The organism is Cellulomonas sp. ICMP 17802 (assembly GCF_041295535.1).
Taxonomy (GTDB): domain Bacteria; phylum Actinomycetota; class Actinomycetes; order Actinomycetales; family Cellulomonadaceae; genus Cellulomonas.
Genome location: NZ_JBGFQZ010000023.1, coordinates 33717 through 53034 on the forward strand (window position 1 = coordinate 33717; position 19318 = coordinate 53034).

The following is a 19318-nucleotide window of genomic DNA, read 5'->3' on the forward strand; positions in this document are numbered from 1 at the left end:
CGTCGTCGCCCCGCGGGTGCGGGGCACGATCGGCCACGACGCTAGCGTCAACGCCGGTGCGCGCGCAAAGCATCCCCACCAGGCGGACAACAGTCGGACCCGCGCGTCCCGGAGCCGGGTCCGGGCGGCCAGGCTGAGGCCGGCCGGACCGGCCGGAGACGGTCGACCGCTAGGCCCCCGCCGGAGCGATGTTGACCAGCCAGTGGGTGCCGAACTTGTCGTCGAGCATGCCGAACGTGGCGCCCCACGGAGCCGCAGCGAGCGGGACGACGATCGTGGCCCCGTCGGCCAGCTTGTCCCAGAACCCCTGGAGCTGGGCGTGGTCCTCGCCGCTCAGCGACACGGACACGTTGCTCTGCGTGGCCAGCTCCATCGAGCGGGGCGTGTCCGCACCCATGAGCACGAACCCGTCGGGCGTCTCCAGCTGGCCGTGCATGATGTTGTCGGCCTCCGCGGGGTCCTCGCTGGCGTGGAACTCCCCGAACGTGCTGAGAGTGAGCTCGCCGCCGAAGACGGACTGGTAGAACTCCATCGCCTGACGCGCGGTGTCGCGGAAGTTCAGGTACGGGTTCAGGGACGTGGCCACGGGGGTCTCCTTCGACGCTGGTCGGGCTGGTGACCTTCACCCTTCCACGGGCCGCCGACAGACGACAGGACGGGCCGCGGCGGCGGTGCCCGTCGGGCGAGGTGGACACGTGACCAGGATCCGTGTATAGTTCAACTTTGGATCTCCCGGTCTGCGTGATGGTGTCAGCATCCCATCGCGAAGGATCGGCCCGGAGGTGGAACGCGTCGCTACGAGAGCGGCAGACGGCCATGGTCCGGGTGGCTGATCATCGACAGCCCCCAATGGCGCTGGGGGCGGTTCAAGCCGCGCGCAACAAGGACAAGCGGGCGCGGTGGGCGGTGACCTACAGGTGCTGACAGACATGCGGCCCCGGTGCAGCGTGCGACGAGAGTCGCGACGCAGCACCGGGGCCGTTGTCGTCCGTCGGCCCTCACGGCGGCGCCAGGCTTCGCCCGCTGGGACCCTGGCCAGACGGACCAAGGGTCTGGGAGGATCCCTGAAAAGGTGACGTAAGCCACATTTTGTCGGCACCCGAGCCGGTGCCGACGTGCACCGGTCGCGAGGGGGCCCCGGATGCCACTGTTCGTGAGCTACTCCAGCAGGGACGTCGCCGCGGTGCGCGCGATGGTCCAGGACCTCCAGCGCGCGCGCCTCGAGGTCTGGTTCGACGAGGAGCTGCGCGGCGGCGACGTGTGGTGGGACGAGATCCTGGGCCGCATCCGCGCCTCGGAGGTCTTCGTCTTCGCCGTCTCGGACAACTCGAGGGCGTCCAAGGCGTGCAAGGCCGAGCTGCAGTACGCGCGGGACCTCGGCATGCACATCGTGCCCGTGCAGGTGGGCCCGCTGGGTGCCGTGCGCGTGATCGAGCTGGCGAACCTGCAGATCATCCCGTACGTGGACCGCAGCGTGGACTCCGTGATCGACCTGGTGTCGGTGGTCCAGGAGAAGGCGGCGCACCCGCGCACGCTGCCCGACGTCCTGCCGGAGCCGCCTCCGGTTCCGTACGCCTACCTCCTGCGGCTCTCGGCCGAGATCGAGGCGCCTTCGCTGACGATCGACCAGCAGGCCGACCTCGTGCGCCAGCTGCGCGAGGGGCTCGAGGACGAGCAGGACGAGGGGGTGCGCGAGGACATCCGCACCCTGCTGCGGGCCCTCCGGCGGCGCAACGACCTCACCGTGCGCAACGCCGCGGACATCGACCGGGTGCTCACGCCCGTGGCCGACCGGGCCGGCGCCGGCGCGTCGAGCGCGGGCGGCTCGTCCGCCACGTCCGCGGCACCGACCGCGTCGGCCCCGTCCGCGGCGCCGAGCGCCCCCGCGGCGTCGACCACGTCGACCGCGCCGCGGCCGTCCACCGAGCAGGCGACCCGTCCCACGCCCGCGCCCGCGCCGGCGCCATCGCCCTCGCCCTCGCCCTCGCCTCAGCCGAGCCCCTCGCCGGCGACGCCCCGCGTGCCCGCCGGCTGGTACCCCGACAGCGGGGGATCGGGGATGCGCTACTGGGACGGCACCGCGTGGACCGACCACCGGTCGCCCGGCGCGCCGACGACGGGCCCGACGCCCGCGCCGCGCCCGGCACCGGTTGCGATGCCGAATCTCCCGGCGCCGCCCCGTGCGCCGGGGCAGAGCAACGTGCTGTCGATCGTCGCCATGGTGCTCGGCGTCCTCGGGGTGTTCTTCTTCCTGTTCGGCGTCGCCGGGATCGTCTGCGCGCTCGTCGGCCGCAGCAAGCAGGAGCCGCGCTGGCAGATCGGGCTGTGGATCGCGATCGGCGGCACGGTCGTCGGGTTCCTGGTCCTGATCGCGTCCTCCATGAACGGCCAGTACTACTACTAGGAGCCGGCCCGGCCGTTCCCGTCCTTGCCGTCGTCGGCCTGCCGGAGCACCAGCGACCAGGCGTTGACCTCGCCGAGCAGGATCTGTTCGGTCAGGGCGACCAGCGCGCCCGGCCGGTCCTCGTCGGACCCCACCGCGGCCATGCCGTGCGCCTCGGCCAGCCGCACGGCCGCGAGCGTGTCGGCGTACTGCCGCGCGAGCCGCCCGAACCCGGCGGTCGCCTCGTAGGTGTTGAGCGTCGCCGCCAGCGCACCGCACGCGGCGGCGCACACGGCCCACAGGGGTCGGCGGCCGGCGTCCGCCGTGCCCAGCGCCCCGAAGAACGCCGCCAGGACGAGCAGGACGGCGGACGTGGTCACCGTGGCGCGCAGCGCGGCGTCGAAGCGACGGGAGCGGTTGGCGTACCAGGCGGCCTGCTCGTCGAGCCGGTGCGTCCGGTAGAGGTCCAGCGCCTGCGCGCGCCAGGCGTCGTCGGCCGTCCTGGGCTCGGGACCCGACCCCGCCGCGGGGGCCACGTCCCGCGGGGCGTCGGCGGCCCGGGATGCCGAGCCCTGCCCGTACTGCCGACGAGCCACCTCCTCCTGCAGGCGGGTCGCGGAGTCGGGCCGGGACGCGACGTCCGGCCCGGCGGTGAGGAACTCGAAGTACAGGCTGCGCAGCCGCTCGGCGCGCGTGCGGGCCGCCACGTACGTGTCCAGCGAGCCCTGTCGGCGCGAGACCGTGAGCAGTCCGGAGGTGGCGGCGCCGACCGTCGCCACCGCGACGCCGGGCCACGCCGCCGAGTCCAGCCACGACTGCACGGCGCCCAGCACCGTGGTCGCCAGGCCTCCCACCAGGCCCAGCGTGACGTACCAGCGGTGCCGGTTCTGCTCGCGCAGCGCGGTCGCGTCGCACTCGCGCATGGCCGGCACGATGAGCCGCTCCGCCTGGCCGATGGCCTCCGCCAGGGCGGGGTAGGAGGCCGCGACGTCGGCGCCGAGCTGGCGCCCGGACCCCGCCGAGGGCGCGTGCCAGCGGGGGAGCGCGTCGAGCGCGGAGAGTCGGCCGCGCACCCCGTGCACCGGCGGGGACCCGAGCAGCCGGTCGAGCGTCGCGCGCACCTGGGCCGGGCGGCCGACGTCGACCACGTGCACCGCCCCGGCCGCCAGCAGCGCCGCGAGGTCGGCGTCGTCCTGCGCCGCCGACCCGTCGGCGATCGCGTCGGCGAGGCGCCCCGAGCCGGCCAGCACGACGACGGGCCGGTCGCGCCGCAGGTGCTCGCGCACCTCGGCCCGGGACACGTCCCCGCCGCCGACGAGGAGCGCGACCGCGGGGTGCCGTCGGGCGACGGCGCTCATCAGCGCGGAGATCGTCGGCACCTCGTCGCCCCACCGGTCGCCCGGGACCAGGACGGCGACGTCATGGTGCGGCTCGAGGTCGGCCTGGTCCGGGTCCCCGTCGGGGGCGCCCTGGCCGCGGACCCGACCGGCGGGCGCGACGCCGACCAGCCGCGGCGCGGTCGGGAGGGCCGCCGCGGCGGCGCCCAGCAGGCGGAACACCCCGGCGTCGGTGCCTCCGGTGACGACCACCGCGCCGCGCGCGGCCGCGGACCGCAGGACCTCGCGCAGGGCGGGTGCGAGCGACCGCGCCAGCTCGGGCTCCAGCCGGGCGGTCGAGCCGAACACCGCGAGCACGGGGTGGGCGCCGGACACGCCGATCTCTCGGCGCCGGGGCAGCGCGCCGCCGCGTACCGGGACGAGCACAGGACCCACGGCACCTCCCGCACGGGCCGACGGGTGCCAGCCTAGCGAGGAGCAGCACGCCGTCGGCATCATCGCGACCGGCACCCTGGCGAACGCACTCGGCGGTCTCCTGCCGGACCGGCGGCCCGGGCGAACCGGGCGGGCGCTCGGTTGTCGTGCCATGGTGGCGCGATGACACGTGCCCAGGTCGACATCTCCGCCGTCCTGACCGCCGTGGAGGACGCGTCGCCTGCCGAGGCGATGTCCGTCGCCGCTGACGTGCTGCGCCGGACGCTGGGCGTGCGGTCCGCGAGGTTCCTCATCGCCGACGCCGCCGGGAGCACGCTGGTTGACCCCGCGGACCCTGAGGGGCGCTTCGAGCTCGACGGCACGGACGAGGGGCGGGCCTGGCGCGAGCAGCGCACGGTGGATGACGGGCACGGGTGGGTGTACGCGCCCGTGACGGTGCGGGGCGACGCGCTCGGGGTCCTCGCGGTCCAGCTGCCGGCGCAGGACACCGGCCCGGGCGCTCCAGAGAGCGCGGACAGCCCGACGACGGCAGACCAGCTCGCGGCCGTGGCCCACGCCCTCGGCTACGTCCTCATCGCCAGCCAGCGACACACGGACCGGTACGAGACGGCCATGCGGTCGGTCGAGTTCACGCTCGCCCGGGAGATCCAGCGACGCCTCCTGCCGCCGGGGTTCGTGTGCGAGGGAGGATCCTTCACGATCGCCGGGTGGCTCGAGCCGTCCGCCAGCGCCGCCGGCGACACCTTCGACTACGTCGCATCCCCCGACCGCCTCACGGCCTCGTTGACCGACGCCACCGGGCACGACCTCGGCGCCGCCATGGTGGCGACCCTGACGGTGAATGCGCTGCGCAACGCCCGGCGGCGGGGCGCCGGCCTCGCCGAGCAGGCGAAGGCCGCGAACACCGCCCTTCTCGAGCACCACGGAGACCGCGGCTTCGTCACGGGGATCCTCCTGGAGATGGACCTGCGATCGTCCGGCGGCGAGGACCGCCCGGGCGATCGCACCGTCGCCCGGATCATCAACGCGGGGCACCCCGGCGCCCTCCTGCTGCACGAGGGACACGTCAGCACCGTCGCACCGGCCAACAACCCGCTGCTCGGGCTGCGCGAGCACGAGTTCCAGGTCGAGGAGATCGAGCTGTACCCCGGAGACCGGCTGCTGCTGATGACCGACGGGATGTTCGAGCGCAGCGCCGCGAGCTTCGACCTCCCCGGTGCCTTCCGCGACACCGCCGACCAGCACGCCCGCAGCGTGGCCCAGGGCATCTCACGCCTCTTCCTCGAGACGGTCGGCAACGACATCCAGGACGACGCCGCGTTGCTGCTCCTCGAGTGGCACGGCGGCACCACCAGCCGCACCACCCACCGCGGGGCCGACGAGGAGCAGCCGTAGCGGTGGACGTGGGGTGAGGTCGGCCTCGCGTGCGCGACACGATCGCGGACGGGTCGAACCCTGCACCTGCTCGGACGGGAGCGGACGACGGGAATCGAACCCGCGTAGCCAGGTTGGAAAGCTCGACATGGCAGCACTGTGATCTGCGGCGAAGGTGTCGAATCGTCGCCAGCTAGGACGGAAGTGGAACCGAAGCCACCGCCCTGTCGTGTGTCGCGTCACGCGAAGCGAACACGTCGCGCCGGTGACGGAAGGTAGGGGTAGGGCGACGCGGACGCCGGTCCGCGGCGAAGAGGTGCCTGACGCGGGATCGGGCCTGGACGACTGGATCGCCCGCACCACGAGCGGGTGAGGCGGCCGGCCTCGTGGGCGCGGGCGGTTCGTCAGTCCGGGTAGTCCTCGTCGGTGACGTGCTCGAGCCAGGTCACGACCCTGCCCTCGGCGTTGGCCTCCTGGATGGCGACGTGCGCCATGAACCGCTGCGGCGTGGCGCCGTGCCAGTGCTCCTCGCCGGGCTCGATGTAGACGACGTCGCCGGGGCGGATCTCCTGTACCGAGCCGCCGCGCCGTGCGACGTAGCCGATGCCGTCGGTGACGTAGAGGGTCTGGCCCTTGGGGTGGTGGTGCCAGGCGGTCCGTGCGCCCGGCGTGAACCGGACGTGCGCGGCGCCGACGGCGGACTGCGCGTCCGGGGTGCGGATCGTGTCGACGTGAACGGTGCCGGTGAACCAGTCGGCGGGTCCCTGGGTGGTGGGTGGCTGCGATTCGATGCGCATGGTGCTCCTTGGGTGGGGTGGCTGCGGTCAGCTGTCGGTCTGGTGATCGAGGCCTGTGGACAGGTCAAGGAGCGCGCCGGCCTGGTCGATCAGGGTCTGACCCTTCTGGCGGACGGCGTCGACGGCGTCGGAGCCGGCGACCCACCGGGCGGGGGCCTCGTCGAGCTCGGCGACCTTGACGAGGTTGGCGGCGAGCTTGGCGGGATCGCCGCTCTGCTGCCCGTTCATCGACTTCCACGTCGCGATGGTCTGCTCGGTCGCTGCGGCGTAGTCGCCGATCGACCGCTCGGGCCAGAGGGTCGAGGAGCCTTCGACGAGCAGCTCTGTGCGGAAGAACCCCGGTTCGACGGCGGTCACGCGGATGCCGAACTGCGCAACCTCGTCGCGCAGGGACTCGGTCCAGCCCTCGAGAGCGAACTTGGAGGCGCCGTAGGCGCTGACGAACGGCCCGCTGACGATGCCGGCGGTTGAGGTGATGGTCAGCACGTGGCCCGAGCGCCGGCGGCGCATCACCGGCAGGACGGCGCGGGTGACGTTCAACGGGCCGAAGAAGTTGGTCTCCATCTGGGCCAGGAACTGGGCGGGGGAGATCTCCTCGAAGAAGCCGGCCTGGAAGCTACCGGCGTTGTTGACCAGGACGTCGATCCGTCCGAAGCGGTCTGTCGCGGCTCGGACGGCCGCGTCGACCGAGTCCGTGTCGGTGATGTCCAGGTCGACAGGCAGCAGGTTGTCGTGCTCGCCGACGGCCGCGACGGCCTTGCTCGCGTCGCGCGCGGTGGCGACGACCCGGTGTCCGGCGGCGAGTGCGGCCTGGGCGATGTCGACGCCCATGCCGCGGCCGGCGCCGGTGATGAACCAGACCTTGGTGTCGGTCATGACGGTGGTACCTCCTGGTTGTCCGGCTTGCGTCAGAGGGTGAGCAGGACCTTGGTGGCGCGGCGCTCGTCCATGGCGCGGTAGCCGTCGGCGGCCTGGTCGAGCGGGAGGGTGAGGTCGAAGACCTTGCCGGGGTCGATCTGCCTGTCCCAGATCAGGGTGATCAGCTCGGGCAGGAAGCGCCGCACGGGGGCGGGTCCGCCGTGCAGGTGCACGCAGGAGAAGAACAGCTCCTGGCCGGGCAGGGAGACGCCGTGCGAGACGCCGACGTAGCCGACGTGACCGCCGGCGCGCGTCGCGCGGATGGCCTGCATCATCGACTCCTGGGTACCCACGGCCTCGATCGTGCTGTGCGCACCGAGCCCACCGGTGAGCTCCTTGATCCTCTCGACGCCGGCGTCGCCGCGCTCCTCGACGATGTCGGTCGCACCGAGCTCCCGGGCGAGGGACTGCCGGTCGACGTGGCGGGACATCGCGATGATCCGCTCGGCGCCGAGCTGCTTCGCGGCGAGCACCCCGAGCAGGCCGACGGCGCCGTCACCGACCACGGCCACGGTCTTGCCCGGGCCGACCTCGGCGGCGACGGCGGCGAACCAGCCGGTGCCCAGCACGTCGGACGCGGCCAGCAGCGACGGGATCAGGTCGGGCTCGGGAGTGCCGGGCGTCGCGACCAGGGTGCCGTCGGCGTGCGGGATGCGCGCGAACTCGGCCTGTGCGCCGGGGATCGCACCGGGTCCGCGGTGCACGCAGTGGGTCTGGTAGCCGGCCTGGCAGATCTCGCAGGTGTTGTCCGAGGAGAAGAACGACCCGACGACGAAGTCCCCGACCTGGACGTTCCGCACGGCGGCGCCGATCTCCTCGACGACGCCGACGTACTCGTGGCCCATCGGCTGGTGGTCGACGTCGTCGGCACCGCGGTATGGCCACAGGTCGGACCCGCAGATGCAGGTCGCTGCGAGCTTGATGATGGCGTCGGTCGGCTCGGCGAGCTTGGGCCGCTCGGTCTGGTCGACCCGGACGTCGCCGGTTCCGTACATGACGACTGCACGCATGGGTGTAGCCCTTCTTCTCGTGGTTCTACCGCTGCGCGGCGAGCGCGACGGCGGGGGTGGTGGTGGGTGCCAGCGCCCGTCGGGCGCGGGAGGTCAGTGCCAGGTAGGACCCGGCGGCCAGGGCGAGGCAGGTGAGGGTGACGACGCCCAGCGGCAGGATGCTCGCGGCTCCGGCGACGCCCACCAGCGGTGCGGCGATCCCGCCGAGGCCGAACCGGACCATCCCCAGCAGCGACGAGGCGGTGCCGGCCATCTGCGGGTAGCTGGCCAGCGCGAGGGTGGTGGCCGGGGGCGAGGTGAAGGCGGCGCCGCTGGCCAGCACGAGCAGGGAGACGACGACCACGCCGACCGGCATGGGCGACAGGCCGGCCAGGAGCAGGCCCGACGCCCCGACGGCGGCGATGGTTGTGCCGGTGAGCAAGGTGCGGTTCGGCCCCCAGGTGGCTGCGCTCCGGCCGCCGAGGTGCCCGAAGACCATGAACCCGGCCGAGTTGAGCCCGAACGCGAGCGCGTAGCCCTGTGGCGACATCCCGTAGATGCCCTGCAGCACAAAGGTGGCGCCGGCGAGGTAGGCGAACAGCGCGGCGTAGGTGAGGCCCTGGCTCAGCACGGCGCCGACGTACACCCGGTCGGACAGCAGTGCCCGGTAGTCGCGGCTGGTCTGCGTGAACCCGCCGCGGGTGCGCCGCCGCACGGGAAGCGTCTCGGGGAAGAGCGCCAGGGTGGTCAGGAGCAGGAGGGTCCCCACGGCGGCGAGGACGACGAACAGACCGCGCCAGCTGGTGACCGCGGTCAGCAGCCCACCGACCAGCGGCCCGACGACCGCCGCCAGGCCGCCGACCACGGTCAGCCGCCCGTAGAAACGCAGCAATGTCGGCCCGCTGTACACGTCGCGGCCCGCCGCCTGGGCGACCACGATCCCGACGCCGCCCGCGAGGCCCTGCACCAGCCGGGCCAGCACCAGCGACTCCACAGTGGGGCTGGCCGCGCACAGCAACGAGGTGACGACGTAGGCGACCACGCCGACCAGGAGCACCGGCCGTCGACCGAACCGGTCGGACATCGGGCCGGCGATCAGCTGGCCGAGCGCGAGACCGATCAGGCAGGCCGTCACGGTCAGCTGGGCGGTCGAGGTCGCGGCGCCCAGCTCGGCCGTGAGTGCCGGCAGCGCAGGCAGGTACAGGTCCATCGAGATCGGACCGAAGATCGTCAGCAGCAGCAGGAGCGGAGGCAGCACCCGACCGGAGGCGGGCCATGGATGCTCGGGCGAGAACGTCATGCGCCAAGAGAACCTGCGCCGTGCCGGGCCGGGGAGTCTCTGTCCTGAGGTGTACCGCCAGGGCACCCCAGACCGCCGTCCGACGACCTACCGTCGAGAGCATGGACAACCGAGCGGACGTGCGCGAGTTCCTCATGTCGCGACGCGCCAAGGTCACCCCTGAGGCTGCGGGCGTGATCGGGGGCGCCAACCGGCGTGTGCCGGGCCTGCGGCGTGGCGAGGTCGCCGCCCTCGCCGGTGTCAGCGTGGAGTACTACTCCAAGCTCGAACGTGGCGCGATCGCCGGCGCCTCGGCCTCCGTCCTGGAGGCGGTGGCCCGGGCCCTTCAGCTCGACGACACCGAGCGCGCGCACCTGTTCGACCTGGCGCGGGCGGCGGACGGCATACCGCCGTCCGGACGCGCCCGTCGGCGCGTGGCCAGGGCCGCCGCACCACGGCCGAGCCTGCAGTGGGCGCTGTCCGCGATCACGGACGGCGTCGCGTTCGTCCGCGACCAGCGCCAGAACCTCCTCGCCACCAACGCCCTCGGCCACGCTTTCTACTCGCCCGTGATCGGCGACGGCGGCCGCACACCGAACCTCGCCCGGTTCCAGTTCCTCGACCCCGCCGCCCGTGACTTCTACCCCGACTGGGACCTGTTCGCCGAGATGTGTGTCGGGATCATGCGCGCCGAAGCCGGCCGAGATCCTCACGACAAGGGCCTGCAGGACCTGGTCGGCGAGCTATCCACCCGCAGCGACGTGTTCCGGCGGCTGTGGGGCGCTCACGACGTGCGGACCCACGGCACGGGGACCAAGCGGTTCCATCACCCCGTCGTCGGCGAGCTCACCCTCGTGTACGAGGAGCTCGACATCACCGCGGAGCCCGGACAGGTGCTCCTGATCTACACCGCCGAACCAGGCTCGCCATCCGCGGAACGTCTCCGCCTGCTCGCCTCCTGGGCCGCCGACCCTGCCGATGCGGGACCCCGAGCGTCCAGCGCTGACCGGACCTAGGCCTCCGCTTCGGGCGTGGGAGCCTCGCCCTGGAACGAACGTCGCGGCGCCCGAGGCATCCGGCCGACGGCGTGCGGTGCTCGACCGACGGTCGGTGTCGCCATCATCGATGCGTCATCCGGCGCGCGTCGGATTAGCAATTCGCCGGTACCCGTGGTGTTCGCTGCCTGACGCGAGCGCGACGTCAGCCAAGACGTAAGCCTGCGCGCTGGACGAACGAACGTTCGGCACCGCTTCGTGCGGTGCCGAGGGTTTCGTCGTCTGTCGAGGTCAGCGCAGGGCTGTGCGCAGTCTGTATCGATCGATCGCCGCGACCCGGTCGGACAGCCCGCGGCGCACGCTGACCGCGCGTTGCAGCTCGATCGGCGGCACCCGGACCGGGCGGCCGTGCCACGTGACCGTGCGGAGCGCGGCCGCTGCGGTCGGGCCGAAGTCCGTCACCTCGGGCTCGTCGGCACGCGGTCCGATGCCGCCGACCCACTCGACGCGGCAGCCGAGGAACGCACGTCCCCACCAGTCGCAGAACCAGTCGACGCGCGCCACCGGCTCCACGAGCCCGTCGACGAGCAGGTCGCCCACGGCTCGGGCGTCGTCGCCGGCGACCACCAGGTCGAGGTCGGCGGGGGAGACCTTGACCCCCTGCACCGCCAGGGCGGCGCTGCCCGTGAGCCACCAGTCGATGCCGTCCCGACCAAGCCGGTCGATCACCGACGCCAGGGTGCCGGCCCACGGCACGGGGTCCAGACCGACCGTCTGGCGCAGCCAGGGCACGAGCAGCTCCTGGATGTTGAGCCACGCCCGGTCTAGGTGCGGCGCATCGCTCGGGAACGACTTCGTCCAGGCGTCCCCCTCGTGTGCAAACCCGCCGGCCGCCAACCCCGGGAGCAGCATCTGATCATCGGTCCGGACGACGAACAGGGTGCGATCGCCCTGCGGGCGTCGTTCGTACGTGATCCGCTGCACCGCCGCCTCCTTCGTCCCCGCGCCATGGTCGCAGGACCCACCGACACGGGAGGCGGAAGGTGGTCGCGATACTTGAGAGTCTTCGTTGTGGGTCTTCGGCAACGAGTGAAACGCCCGCTGGACCGGCGCCCGTTCGCCCGTCCGTCAGACGGGGATCGCCGGCAGTGGGCGCCGCGCGACGGCGGCCGCAGACCGTGCAGTCATGCCCAGCATCCGCAGCAGCATCTCCGCGAGCGCGTCCGCATCCGACTCGTCGAGCTCGCTCGTGGGCTCAAGTGCCGTCTGGAGGAACGCGAGCAGGCAACCGGCCGTCGTGATGACTCCGAGCCGGGCGTTCTCGATGGTGAATCGGCCGTCGGCGACACCCTGCCTGATGTCGCGCAGCGCCCGATGGGCGAGCCCTCGGTCCTCGGCCGCGTACGACAGGCCGACCTGAAGGAGCACCTGCGCGACGGCGCGGCGGGTCAGCGCGAGCCGCGCCGTCATCCGCACCCCGACCGCATAGATCTCGGCGGAGTCGGTCAGGTCCGCGGACGCCTTGTCGAGCGCGGCCCCGTACTCCTCGAGGATCTCCCCGACAGCGACCTCGAAGAGCTCGGACTTCGACGCGAAGTGGTTGTAGAAGGACCCGAAGCCGACGTCGGCGGTCTCGGTGATCTCCTGGATGCTCACGTCGGTGCCTCGCTCGGCGAGGATCCGCTGCGCGGCCTCGATCAGCGCCCGACGCGTCCGCTCCTTGCGACGGTCCAGGCGGGTCCGCTGCTCCTCAGGCTCCGCTGTCACGAGCGCCACCGTAACGTCTCCTCTGCTTGACGATGCTGAGATCAGTTCTGATACTATCATCACTAATCGGACCGACCAGGAGGCGGGAGGGCCCGCATGTCGCAGGAGTCCGCCGACGCCGCGGGCGGCCCGCCGCGCCGCGAGCGGCACCCTGCCGACCGCGCGCTCCGTGCGACGCACCCCGTCCTGCTGATGAACCCGAGGTCGGGCGGCGGCACGGTGACCCGATACCGGCTGGGCGACCGCTGCCGCGACCTCGGCGTGGAGGCCGTCGTGCTGCATCCCGGTGATGACCTCGTCGAGCTGGCGGAGTCCGCCGTCGCGCGGGGGAGCGACCTTCTCGGCATGGCCGGCGGGGACGGCTCGCAGGCCCTGGTCGCCTCCGTCGCGGCCCGCCACGGTGTTCCGTTCGTCGTCGTCCCCGCCGGCACGCGGAACCACTTCGCGCGCGACCTCGGCGTCGGCACCGGTGTCGTCGGCTCGCTGTCGGCGTTCGTCGACGGTGTCGATGTCCGTGTCGACCTCGCCGAGGTCAACGGCCGCGTGTTCGTCAACAACGCGTCGATGGGTGCGTACGCCGAGCTCGTTCGCTCGCCGGGCTATCGCGAGGCGAAGGTCCGCACCGCCGTCGAGCTGCTGCCCGAGCTGGTCGGCCCGTCGGCCGCGCCCGCCGACCTCCGGTATGCGCTGCCCGGCGGCGAGCGGGCCACGACGGCTCAGGTGCTGCTCGTGTCGAACAACCCCTACCGCCTTTCGGGCCCGCCGCAGGGGGCGGGTCGCCCGCGGCTTGACAGCGGCCTTCTGGGCGTCGTGTCGGTTCGCGTGCCGGGTCGTGCGGAGGCCGAACGGCTGGCCGCTCTCGACGCGGCCGGGCACAGTGAACGGTTCCCCGGGTGGCACGAGTGGACGACGAACGAGCTCGACGTCGCCTCCGGACAGCCCGTCGCCCTGGGCGTGGACGGCGAGGCCGTCACGCTCGAGGCCCCGCTGCACTTCGTGACGCGGCCGGGCGCCCTGGTCGTCCGGATCGCGCGAGCGCGTCTGCCGCGCAGATCGATGCCGCTGCCCGCCGGCGCCGCGAGCCCTTCGCCGTTCACAGCGCTGTCTCGGCTGGCGTCCGGCCGAGGGGCCTGACGTGAACGAGCGGGTCGGGAGTGGACCGGTGCCGGCGGGGAGCGGTTCCCCGTCGGGTGGCAGGGAGTCGGTCGAGGACTGGCTGGCTCGGCGGCTCGTCGACGCGGGTCCGGGGGTGCCGCCCGCGGGGTTGCTGCGCGTCCTGCGCGTGCTCGGCGGGTGGGACCGGCGGACGTACGAGGTGGTGGCCGGGCTGTCGACGCCGCTGCTCGACGAGCCGATGCGGGTCGTGTCTCGGGTTGCCGACCACTCGAAGCCCTGGCTGGCAACCGCGGCGGTCCTCGCCGTCGTCGGCGGGCCGACCGGGCGCCGGGCAGCGCTGGCGGGTGTGGCGGCGATCGGTGCGACGTCCTTCGTGGTGAACCAGCCGATGAAGCGCGCCGGGTCCCGCCGGCGGCCGGACCGGCGCTCGATGCGCGTGCCGGTCGCGCGGTGGATCCCCATGCCCGCGTCGACGTCCTTCCCGTCCGGGCACTCGGCGTCCGCCGCCGCGTTCGCCGTCGCCGTCGGAGGGGTCATCCCGCAGCTGCGGGTCCCGCTGCGGGTCGCCGCGGCCACGGTGGCCTTCTCGCGGGTCTACACCGGCGTGCACTACCCGGGTGACGTGATCGTCGGCGCCGTGACCGGAGCGGTCGTCGGCCGAACGACGTCGCGCCTCGTCATGAGAATGACGCGGGCGCGCTGAGGGCCATCGACCAGGTCGTCTCTGCGGGACGCGGCCGGTGGGCCAGCCGTCGAGCCTCGATGGCGCTCACGCCGAGCAGGCGTAGACATCCGTCGGTCGGCTCGTCGACGACGTTCGTGTCGACACGTGCAGGCTGGCGCTCCCGGAGTCGCAGCACCCCGAGAAGGCCGCCGGCCACGGCGCTCAGCGCGACCTCGGCGTCGGCGACGGTGAACCGGCCGGCGTCCTGCCCCGCGCGGACGTCGCGCAGCGCACGAGGCCCGAGGCCGCACGGAGCGCCGAGCAGGCCGAGATCGGAACCGGCCGCGAAGGCGGCGATCTCGGGATGGGTCGAGGCCAGGGCCGCCGAGAGCCGTAGGGAGACGGCGAACACCTCGGCGGGGCCGCAGAGGCCGGCGGACCCGGGCGTCGATCATCCGTCCCCAGCGTTCGAGGACCTCGTCCCTCGCGATCCGGAACAGCTTGTCCTTGCCGACGAAGTCGTTGGAGAAGGAGCCGACCGCCACGTCGGCGGTCTCGGTGATCTCCCGGATGCTCGCGCGGTTCCCCCGGCCGTCGGCCATCGGCCGGACGACGGCGTCGACGAGCGACTGGCGCGTCGTCGCCCGCCGCCGCTCTCCTCGGGTGGTCATGACGGCGGGCGCCTCGATGAGCGCCCGCCGCCTCCACCGGTGCCGCGCACCGCCCGGGTCAGGCGGCCACGGGAACGGTCGCCGGCTGCGTCAGGGAGCGCAGCTGCTTGTCGGCAGAGCGCAGCTGGATGCCCTGCACGAGCATCCCTGTGCCGACGACGACGTTGAACAGGCCGAACATCACCGCGAGCGTGACGGCGCCCACCTCGGGACGGGCGAAGAGCACGACGCCGAACACGATGGACACGAGGCCACCGACGACGGACATCGCGCGGTAGCCGGCCGTCGCGCCGCTGCGGAAAGCCGCGGCGAACTCGATGACACCCGTCACGATCGCCCAGCCGCCGACGAGCAGCACCAGGGCGAGGGCGGTGGCGCCGGGCCACGCGAGGGCGATGACGCCGGCCGCGATCTCGACCACACCGAGCACGAGATGGCCGAACAGCGGCTTCGCGGTGGGGCTGGCGAACGCGAGCCCGAGCTGGGCGAAGGCGTCCAGGAAGGCGTACACGGCGAACATGACGACAAACGCGCCCACCGTGACACCGGGCCAGGCGAGAGCCACGGCGCCCACGACGAGAGCGAGCACGCCCCGCGCGATGACGGAGCTGGCGACGGACTTGAACATGACACGTCCCTTCTGAGGTTGGCGTTAGGCCTGCTGCCTGACGCCCTAGTCATAACTGATGATGCATGACAGAACTGATGATGGCGTGCTAAAGTCCGATATGTCAACCGCAACCGTCCTGGGAGTCCCCGTGCTCGTCACCATCACGCTTCTGCTCACTGCCGCCTGCCTCGTTCCCGCCGCCGGCAAGCTCCTGGCTCACCCGCGGATGCGGGCGGCCGCCGCCCACTTCGGCATCCCGTGGTCCCGTTATCGCCTGGTCGGCGTGGCCGAGCTCGGGGCTGCAGCGGGCCTGCTGGCCGGCCTGGTGATGCCCGCGTTGGGCGTCGCCGCCGCCTCCGGGATGACGGCGCTCCTGGTCGGCGCGCTCGTTGCCCACCGGCGGGCGGGGGACAGCCCGCGGGAGGCGATCCCGGCGCTCGTCGCGCTCGGGCTGAGCGTCGTGTACCTCGCCCTCGCTCTCACCCACTGACCGGGCGACGGCTCTCCCGGTCACGGGCGAGACGGCGCCGAGGAGGACACCATGCCCGATCCCCGACCGCACGGCCCCGCGCACCACCCGGTGGTCGCCGAGCAGCTCAAGAGGCGCGCCGACGACCGGCAGCTGCGCATCGCCGACATCATCACGCGGTTCGCCGGCTCGATGCCGTTCGTCTACTGGCACATCGCGATCTTCGCGACCTGGATGCTGCTCTTGGAGCCCTCGCCGTGGCCGAGGCTCACGCTCGCGGTCTCCCTGGAGGCGATCTTCCTGTCCACCTTCGTGATGATCGGGCAGAACCGGCAGGCAGCCTTCCAGCAGGCCAAGGCCGACGACGACTTCCGCCGGCAGGAGGCCGAGCTCACGACCAACACCGAGCTCACGCGTGCCATCGAGGTGATGACGAGCGAGCTGCACGACCGGCTGCTCGGCGGCGCGACGACCGCGCCGGAGCGTTCAGCCACCCGATGACGAGACCGGGGTCAGGTCGGGGTGGAGCCCGCCCGCCCGCGAGCGTCGTCGGTCGCCGGAGCTCGGCCGGCGAGTTCGGTGAGCCCGGCGAGCCCCAGCAGCGCCGCACTGGTGGGGCTGCCGGCGAGCGCGATGAAGAGCGCCTCGCGGCCCTGCCGTCGGCGCGGTGCCTCCGACCATGCGATCACGTCGCGGTACAGGCTCGCGGCACCCGCCACGTCACCGAGGGTCTCGAGCAGCTGCGCGAGCCGTACCCTCGCGTGAGCGACATGCCAGGGCGCGGGAGCCGCGGCGGCGACCGCGAGGGCCCGTCGGAGATGAGCCTCCGCCTCGTCGAGCCGGCCCTGGCCCGCAGCGACAGAGCCGAGCCCGGCGAGCGCGAACGAGGCGTGATCGGCGAAGCCGGCACGCTCGGATCCCTCGAGCGCCGCACGGTAGGCGTCGCACGCCGCGTCTGCGTCGCCTCGCCGCTCCGCCAACGAGGCGGTGAGCAGTGCGGCGGGGACGGTGCCGACGTCGTAGTCGCCGTGCAGACGGACGGCGTCCGCCGTCAGCGCGGCAGCAGTCGGCTCGTTACCGGAGCCCAGCGCGCCGATAGCGCCGAACGTGAGCGCCGACGCCGCCCCCCAACGATCGCCGAGCTCGTCGAACACACGGCGCGCCTCCTCGGCCAGCGCGACCGCGGGTTTGTAGCGCCCCGCGCGGTCGTACGCGAAGGCCAGGGCGAGCTGCACCAGTGCGGTCTCCCACGGCAGCCCGGCGCCCGACGCAAGGGCCAGGCCGCGCTGCCCGGCCCCGACCGCCGCGTCGAGGTCGTCCTCCTCCGTCGCGAGATAGCAGGCCCACGCGAGCAGCTCGACACGGACCGGGAGCGACGCGTCCTGCGCAGCCGTGTACGCCGAGTCGACGTAGGCGCGGCCCTCCGAGACCCGGCCGGCGATGCTGAAGTACAGCGCGAGACCGGCCCCCAGCCGGGCGGCGACCATCGGGAGGCGCTCCTCGCTCGCGTGAGCCAGCGCCGCCCGCAGGTTGTCGAGCTCGAGCTCGAGCCTGTCCATCCATGTCAGCCAGTCGGGATTCCGCAGCCCTGTTCGCGCCGAGTCGGCGAGACTCGCGAAGTGCTCCGCGTGGGCCTCCCGCACGACAGCCAGCCCGCCGCTGGCCGCGAGCTCGTCGAGCACGTACTCGCGGACGGCGTCGAGCAGCTCGTACCGCGCGGCGCCCGCGGGGAACGAGGCGGAGACGACCGACTTGCCGACGAGCGCACCGAGGATCGACACGACGTTCGCTTCGCTGAGGCCGCGGATTGCCGCCATCGCGCACAGCGACGACAGGGAAGCGCCGCCCCGGTGCACGGCCAGCTGGTGGAGCAGCAGCTTCTCGTCGTCCACGAGGAGGTCGTAGCTCCACTCGACGAGCGCCTGCAGCGACGAGCGGGCCGGGTCGTGCACGGGCAGGTCGCGGAGGAGCGTCGTGCGCCGGTCGAGGACGGCGAGGATCTCCTCGAGGCCCAGCACGCCGGCACGCGCGGCGGCGAGCTCAATGGCGAGGGGCAACCCGTCCAGCCGCCGGACGATCCGACCGGCGAGGGCCAGCCCCACACCGTCCGGCTCGAACCCGGGCCGCGCCGCCCGCGCCCGCTCGACGAAGAGCTGGACGCCGGCGGGGCCGAGCGGCTGGACGAACACGTGCACCTCGCCCGGCAGGTGCAGCACCTCACGGCTCGCCGCCAGGACGCGGACCTGCGCACAGCCGGCGAGGACCTCCGACACGATCCGGGCGGCATCGCCGACGACGCGCTCGCACGCGTCGAGGACGACGAGCGCGTGAAGATATCGGAGCCGGGAGACGACCCGCTCCAGCGGGTCGGCGCCGCGGACCCCCACGGCGTCCGCGAGAACGTGGACCGGGTCACCGGGTCGGTCCACGCGTGAGAAATCGACGAGCCAGGTGCCGTCGGGGTAGTCGTCCTGGAGCGAACGTGCGGTCTCGAGCGCCAGCCGGCTCTTCCCGACCCCGGGCGGCCCGACGAGAGTGACCAGCCGGTGCTCGCAGAGCCGTGCGGTCACGACGGCCAGCTCGTCCGCGCGCCCCACGAACGACGTCGAGGACGCCGGCAGGGTCTCGCTGCGGGCACGGACGAGGGAGGCGACGTCGATCGCGGGGTCGTGCCCCAGGATGGAGTCGTGGAGCCGACGCAGCTCCGGCCCGGGCTCGACCCCCAGCTCGTCGGCGAGCAGTCGCCGTACCTCCTGGTACGTCTCCAGCGCCTCGGCCTGCCGCCCGCTGCGGTACAGCGCCAGCATCAGCTGCCCCCACAGGCGCTCCCGGAACGGGTTGCCGGCCAGCGCCGACCGGAGCGCGGGTGCCAGGTCACGATGGGCACCGAGCGCGAGCGCGACGTCGAACTGCTCCTCGAGCGCGTCGACGTGCAACCCGTCCAGCCGGCGCGCCTCAGCGGTGAACCACTCCGTCGCCGGTAGCGCCTGCAGTGCCTGGCCGCGCCACAGGTTCAGCGCCGCCGTGACCGCGTCGTCGGCCGCACGGAGGTCACCGTCCCGCAGAGCATCGCGCGTCCTCACGAGCAGGTCCTCGAACCGGAGCGCATCCGCCCGGGCGTCGCGCAGTGCATACCCCTCGGCCGTGCCGACGATCGTCGTGTCGCCAAGGGCGGCGCGAAGTCGAGCGATGTGGTGATGGATCGCATTCTTGGGAGATGCCGGGAGATGCTCCCCCCACAGGCCCTCGATCAGCGTGTCGACCGTGATCAGTCGGCCGTCCTGGAGCGCCAGCATGGCCAGGACCGCCCGGCGCCTCGCGCCGCCGACATCAGCCGGCATCCCCTGCGCATACACCTCGAACGGGCCGAGTAATCGGACTTCGAGCTGCTGGGGCTTGCGCGGCACTCTCCTCCTCGGCCGAGTGTGGCACGCACCACCGGACCGAGGAAGGCCGACCCCGGGCGGGGCGGGGGGGGGGGGCCCGGGGGGGGGGGGGGGGGGGGGGGCCCGCG

The 19318-nt window shown here is 73.2% G+C and carries 18 protein-coding genes; 7 read left to right on the top strand and 11 right to left on the bottom strand.

Annotation, left to right across the window (positions count from 1 at the left end):
• Positions 1-169 precede the first annotated feature (169 nt).
• Entirely contained in the window at positions 170-586 is a 417-nt protein-coding gene (locus tag AB5970_RS14925; RefSeq protein ID WP_370504730.1) for a VOC family protein, read from the bottom strand.
• Positions 587-1141: 555 nt separating this feature from the next.
• On the opposite strand from AB5970_RS14925, the gene AB5970_RS14930 reads away from it, so the two are divergent.
• The gene (locus AB5970_RS14930; RefSeq protein ID WP_370504731.1) at positions 1142-2404 is read left to right on the top strand and encodes a TIR domain-containing protein; all 1263 of its coding nucleotides are present in this window, start codon (positions 1142-1144) and stop codon (positions 2402-2404) included.
• On the opposite strand, the gene AB5970_RS14935 is transcribed toward AB5970_RS14930, so the two are convergent.
• On the bottom strand, positions 2401-4155 hold the full coding sequence (locus AB5970_RS14935; protein WP_370504732.1) for an SLATT domain-containing protein: 1755 nt from the start codon (positions 4153-4155) through the stop codon (positions 2401-2403). The two genes, AB5970_RS14930 and AB5970_RS14935, sit on opposite strands and share 4 nt — an antisense overlap.
• A gap of 162 nt (positions 4156-4317) precedes the next feature.
• On the opposite strand from AB5970_RS14935, the gene AB5970_RS14940 reads away from it, so the two are divergent.
• Positions 4318-5550, top strand: a complete 1233-nt coding sequence (locus AB5970_RS14940; RefSeq protein WP_370504733.1) for a PP2C family protein-serine/threonine phosphatase — start codon at positions 4318-4320, stop codon at positions 5548-5550.
• A gap of 383 nt (positions 5551-5933) precedes the next feature.
• On the opposite strand, the gene AB5970_RS14945 is transcribed toward AB5970_RS14940, so the two are convergent.
• Genes AB5970_RS14945 through AB5970_RS14960 form a run of 4 tightly spaced genes read right to left on the bottom strand, consistent with a single transcriptional unit; the run spans position 5934 to position 9533 of the window.
• Positions 5934-6326, bottom strand: coding sequence for a (R)-mandelonitrile lyase (locus AB5970_RS14945; protein WP_370504734.1), 393 nt, complete (start codon positions 6324-6326; stop codon positions 5934-5936).
• Between the two features lie 27 nt (positions 6327-6353).
• Positions 6354-7202, bottom strand: a complete 849-nt coding sequence (locus tag AB5970_RS14950) for an SDR family NAD(P)-dependent oxidoreductase (protein WP_370504735.1) — start codon at positions 7200-7202, stop codon at positions 6354-6356.
• Positions 7203-7234: 32 nt separating this feature from the next.
• Positions 7235-8254, bottom strand: coding sequence for a zinc-dependent alcohol dehydrogenase family protein (locus AB5970_RS14955; RefSeq protein ID WP_370504736.1), 1020 nt, complete (start codon positions 8252-8254; stop codon positions 7235-7237).
• A gap of 25 nt (positions 8255-8279) precedes the next feature.
• Positions 8280-9533, bottom strand: coding sequence for a multidrug effflux MFS transporter (locus AB5970_RS14960; RefSeq protein WP_370504737.1), 1254 nt, complete (start codon positions 9531-9533; stop codon positions 8280-8282).
• A gap of 101 nt (positions 9534-9634) precedes the next feature.
• Here AB5970_RS14960 and AB5970_RS14965 point away from each other — a divergent pair, with 101 nt between their 5' ends.
• On the top strand, positions 9635-10528 hold the full coding sequence (locus AB5970_RS14965) for a helix-turn-helix transcriptional regulator (protein WP_370504738.1): 894 nt from the start codon (positions 9635-9637) through the stop codon (positions 10526-10528).
• Between the two features lie 270 nt (positions 10529-10798).
• On the opposite strand, the gene AB5970_RS14970 is transcribed toward AB5970_RS14965, so the two are convergent.
• Entirely contained in the window at positions 10799-11491 is a 693-nt protein-coding gene (locus tag AB5970_RS14970) for a nucleotidyltransferase domain-containing protein (RefSeq protein WP_370504739.1), read from the bottom strand.
• 144 nt (positions 11492-11635) lie between these two features.
• On the bottom strand, positions 11636-12274 hold the full coding sequence (locus tag AB5970_RS14975) for a TetR/AcrR family transcriptional regulator (RefSeq protein WP_370504740.1): 639 nt from the start codon (positions 12272-12274) through the stop codon (positions 11636-11638).
• A gap of 96 nt (positions 12275-12370) precedes the next feature.
• On the opposite strand from AB5970_RS14975, the gene AB5970_RS14980 reads away from it, so the two are divergent.
• Complete coding sequence (locus AB5970_RS14980; protein WP_370504741.1) at positions 12371-13408, top strand: diacylglycerol/lipid kinase family protein; 1038 nt, start codon at positions 12371-12373, stop codon at positions 13406-13408.
• A 1-nt stretch (position 13409) separates the two neighbouring features.
• Positions 13410-14093 carry a phosphatase PAP2 family protein gene (locus AB5970_RS14985; RefSeq protein WP_370504742.1) on the top strand — a complete coding sequence of 228 codons (684 nt, stop codon included), beginning with the start codon at positions 13410-13412 and terminating at the stop codon, positions 14091-14093.
• Here the strand turns inward: AB5970_RS14985 and AB5970_RS14990 are convergent.
• The gene (locus AB5970_RS14990) at positions 14068-14466 is read right to left on the bottom strand and encodes a hypothetical protein (protein WP_370504743.1); all 399 of its coding nucleotides are present in this window, start codon (positions 14464-14466) and stop codon (positions 14068-14070) included. The two genes, AB5970_RS14985 and AB5970_RS14990, sit on opposite strands and share 26 nt — an antisense overlap.
• A 317-nt stretch (positions 14467-14783) precedes the next feature.
• Positions 14784-15353, bottom strand: coding sequence for an HdeD family acid-resistance protein (locus tag AB5970_RS14995; RefSeq protein WP_370504744.1), 570 nt, complete (start codon positions 15351-15353; stop codon positions 14784-14786).
• Between the two features lie 100 nt (positions 15354-15453).
• Here AB5970_RS14995 and AB5970_RS15000 point away from each other — a divergent pair, with 100 nt between their 5' ends.
• Entirely contained in the window at positions 15454-15825 is a 372-nt protein-coding gene (locus AB5970_RS15000) for a DoxX family protein (protein ID WP_370504745.1), read from the top strand.
• 51 nt (positions 15826-15876) lie between these two features.
• Complete coding sequence (locus AB5970_RS15005) at positions 15877-16305, top strand: DUF1003 domain-containing protein (protein WP_370504746.1); 429 nt, start codon at positions 15877-15879, stop codon at positions 16303-16305.
• Between the two features lie 11 nt (positions 16306-16316).
• Here AB5970_RS15005 and AB5970_RS15010 read toward each other — a convergent pair whose 3' ends face one another.
• Positions 16317-19145 (bottom strand): BTAD domain-containing putative transcriptional regulator, encoded by a 2829-nt coding sequence (locus AB5970_RS15010; RefSeq protein WP_370504747.1) that lies wholly within the window; start codon positions 19143-19145, stop codon positions 16317-16319.
• Between the last annotated feature and the right edge of the window lie 173 nt (positions 19146-19318).

Bases quoted from the DNA above. Each gene is read 5' to 3' on its own strand.
- AB5970_RS14980 (WP_370504741.1), top strand. From the start codon at position 12,371: ATGTCGCAGGAGTCCGCCGACGCCGCGGGCGGCCCGCCGCGCCGCGAG.
- AB5970_RS14940 (WP_370504733.1), top strand. From the start codon at position 4,318: ATGACACGTGCCCAGGTCGACATCTCCGCCGTCCTGACCGCCGTGGAG.
- AB5970_RS14965 (WP_370504738.1), top strand. From the start codon at position 9,635: ATGGACAACCGAGCGGACGTGCGCGAGTTCCTCATGTCGCGACGCGCC.
- AB5970_RS15005 (WP_370504746.1), top strand. From the start codon at position 15,877: ATGCCCGATCCCCGACCGCACGGCCCCGCGCACCACCCGGTGGTCGCC.
- AB5970_RS15000 (WP_370504745.1), top strand. From the start codon at position 15,454: ATGTCAACCGCAACCGTCCTGGGAGTCCCCGTGCTCGTCACCATCACG.
- AB5970_RS14950 (WP_370504735.1), bottom strand. From the start codon at position 7,202: ATGACCGACACCAAGGTCTGGTTCATCACCGGCGCCGGCCGCGGCATG.
- AB5970_RS14995 (WP_370504744.1), bottom strand. From the start codon at position 15,353: ATGTTCAAGTCCGTCGCCAGCTCCGTCATCGCGCGGGGCGTGCTCGCT.
- AB5970_RS14955 (WP_370504736.1), bottom strand. From the start codon at position 8,254: ATGCGTGCAGTCGTCATGTACGGAACCGGCGACGTCCGGGTCGACCAG.
- AB5970_RS14945 (WP_370504734.1), bottom strand. From the start codon at position 6,326: ATGCGCATCGAATCGCAGCCACCCACCACCCAGGGACCCGCCGACTGG.
- AB5970_RS14930 (WP_370504731.1), top strand. From the start codon at position 1,142: ATGCCACTGTTCGTGAGCTACTCCAGCAGGGACGTCGCCGCGGTGCGC.
- AB5970_RS14960 (WP_370504737.1), bottom strand. From the start codon at position 9,533: ATGACGTTCTCGCCCGAGCATCCATGGCCCGCCTCCGGTCGGGTGCTG.
- AB5970_RS15010 (WP_370504747.1), bottom strand. From the start codon at position 19,145: ATGCCGGCTGATGTCGGCGGCGCGAGGCGCCGGGCGGTCCTGGCCATG.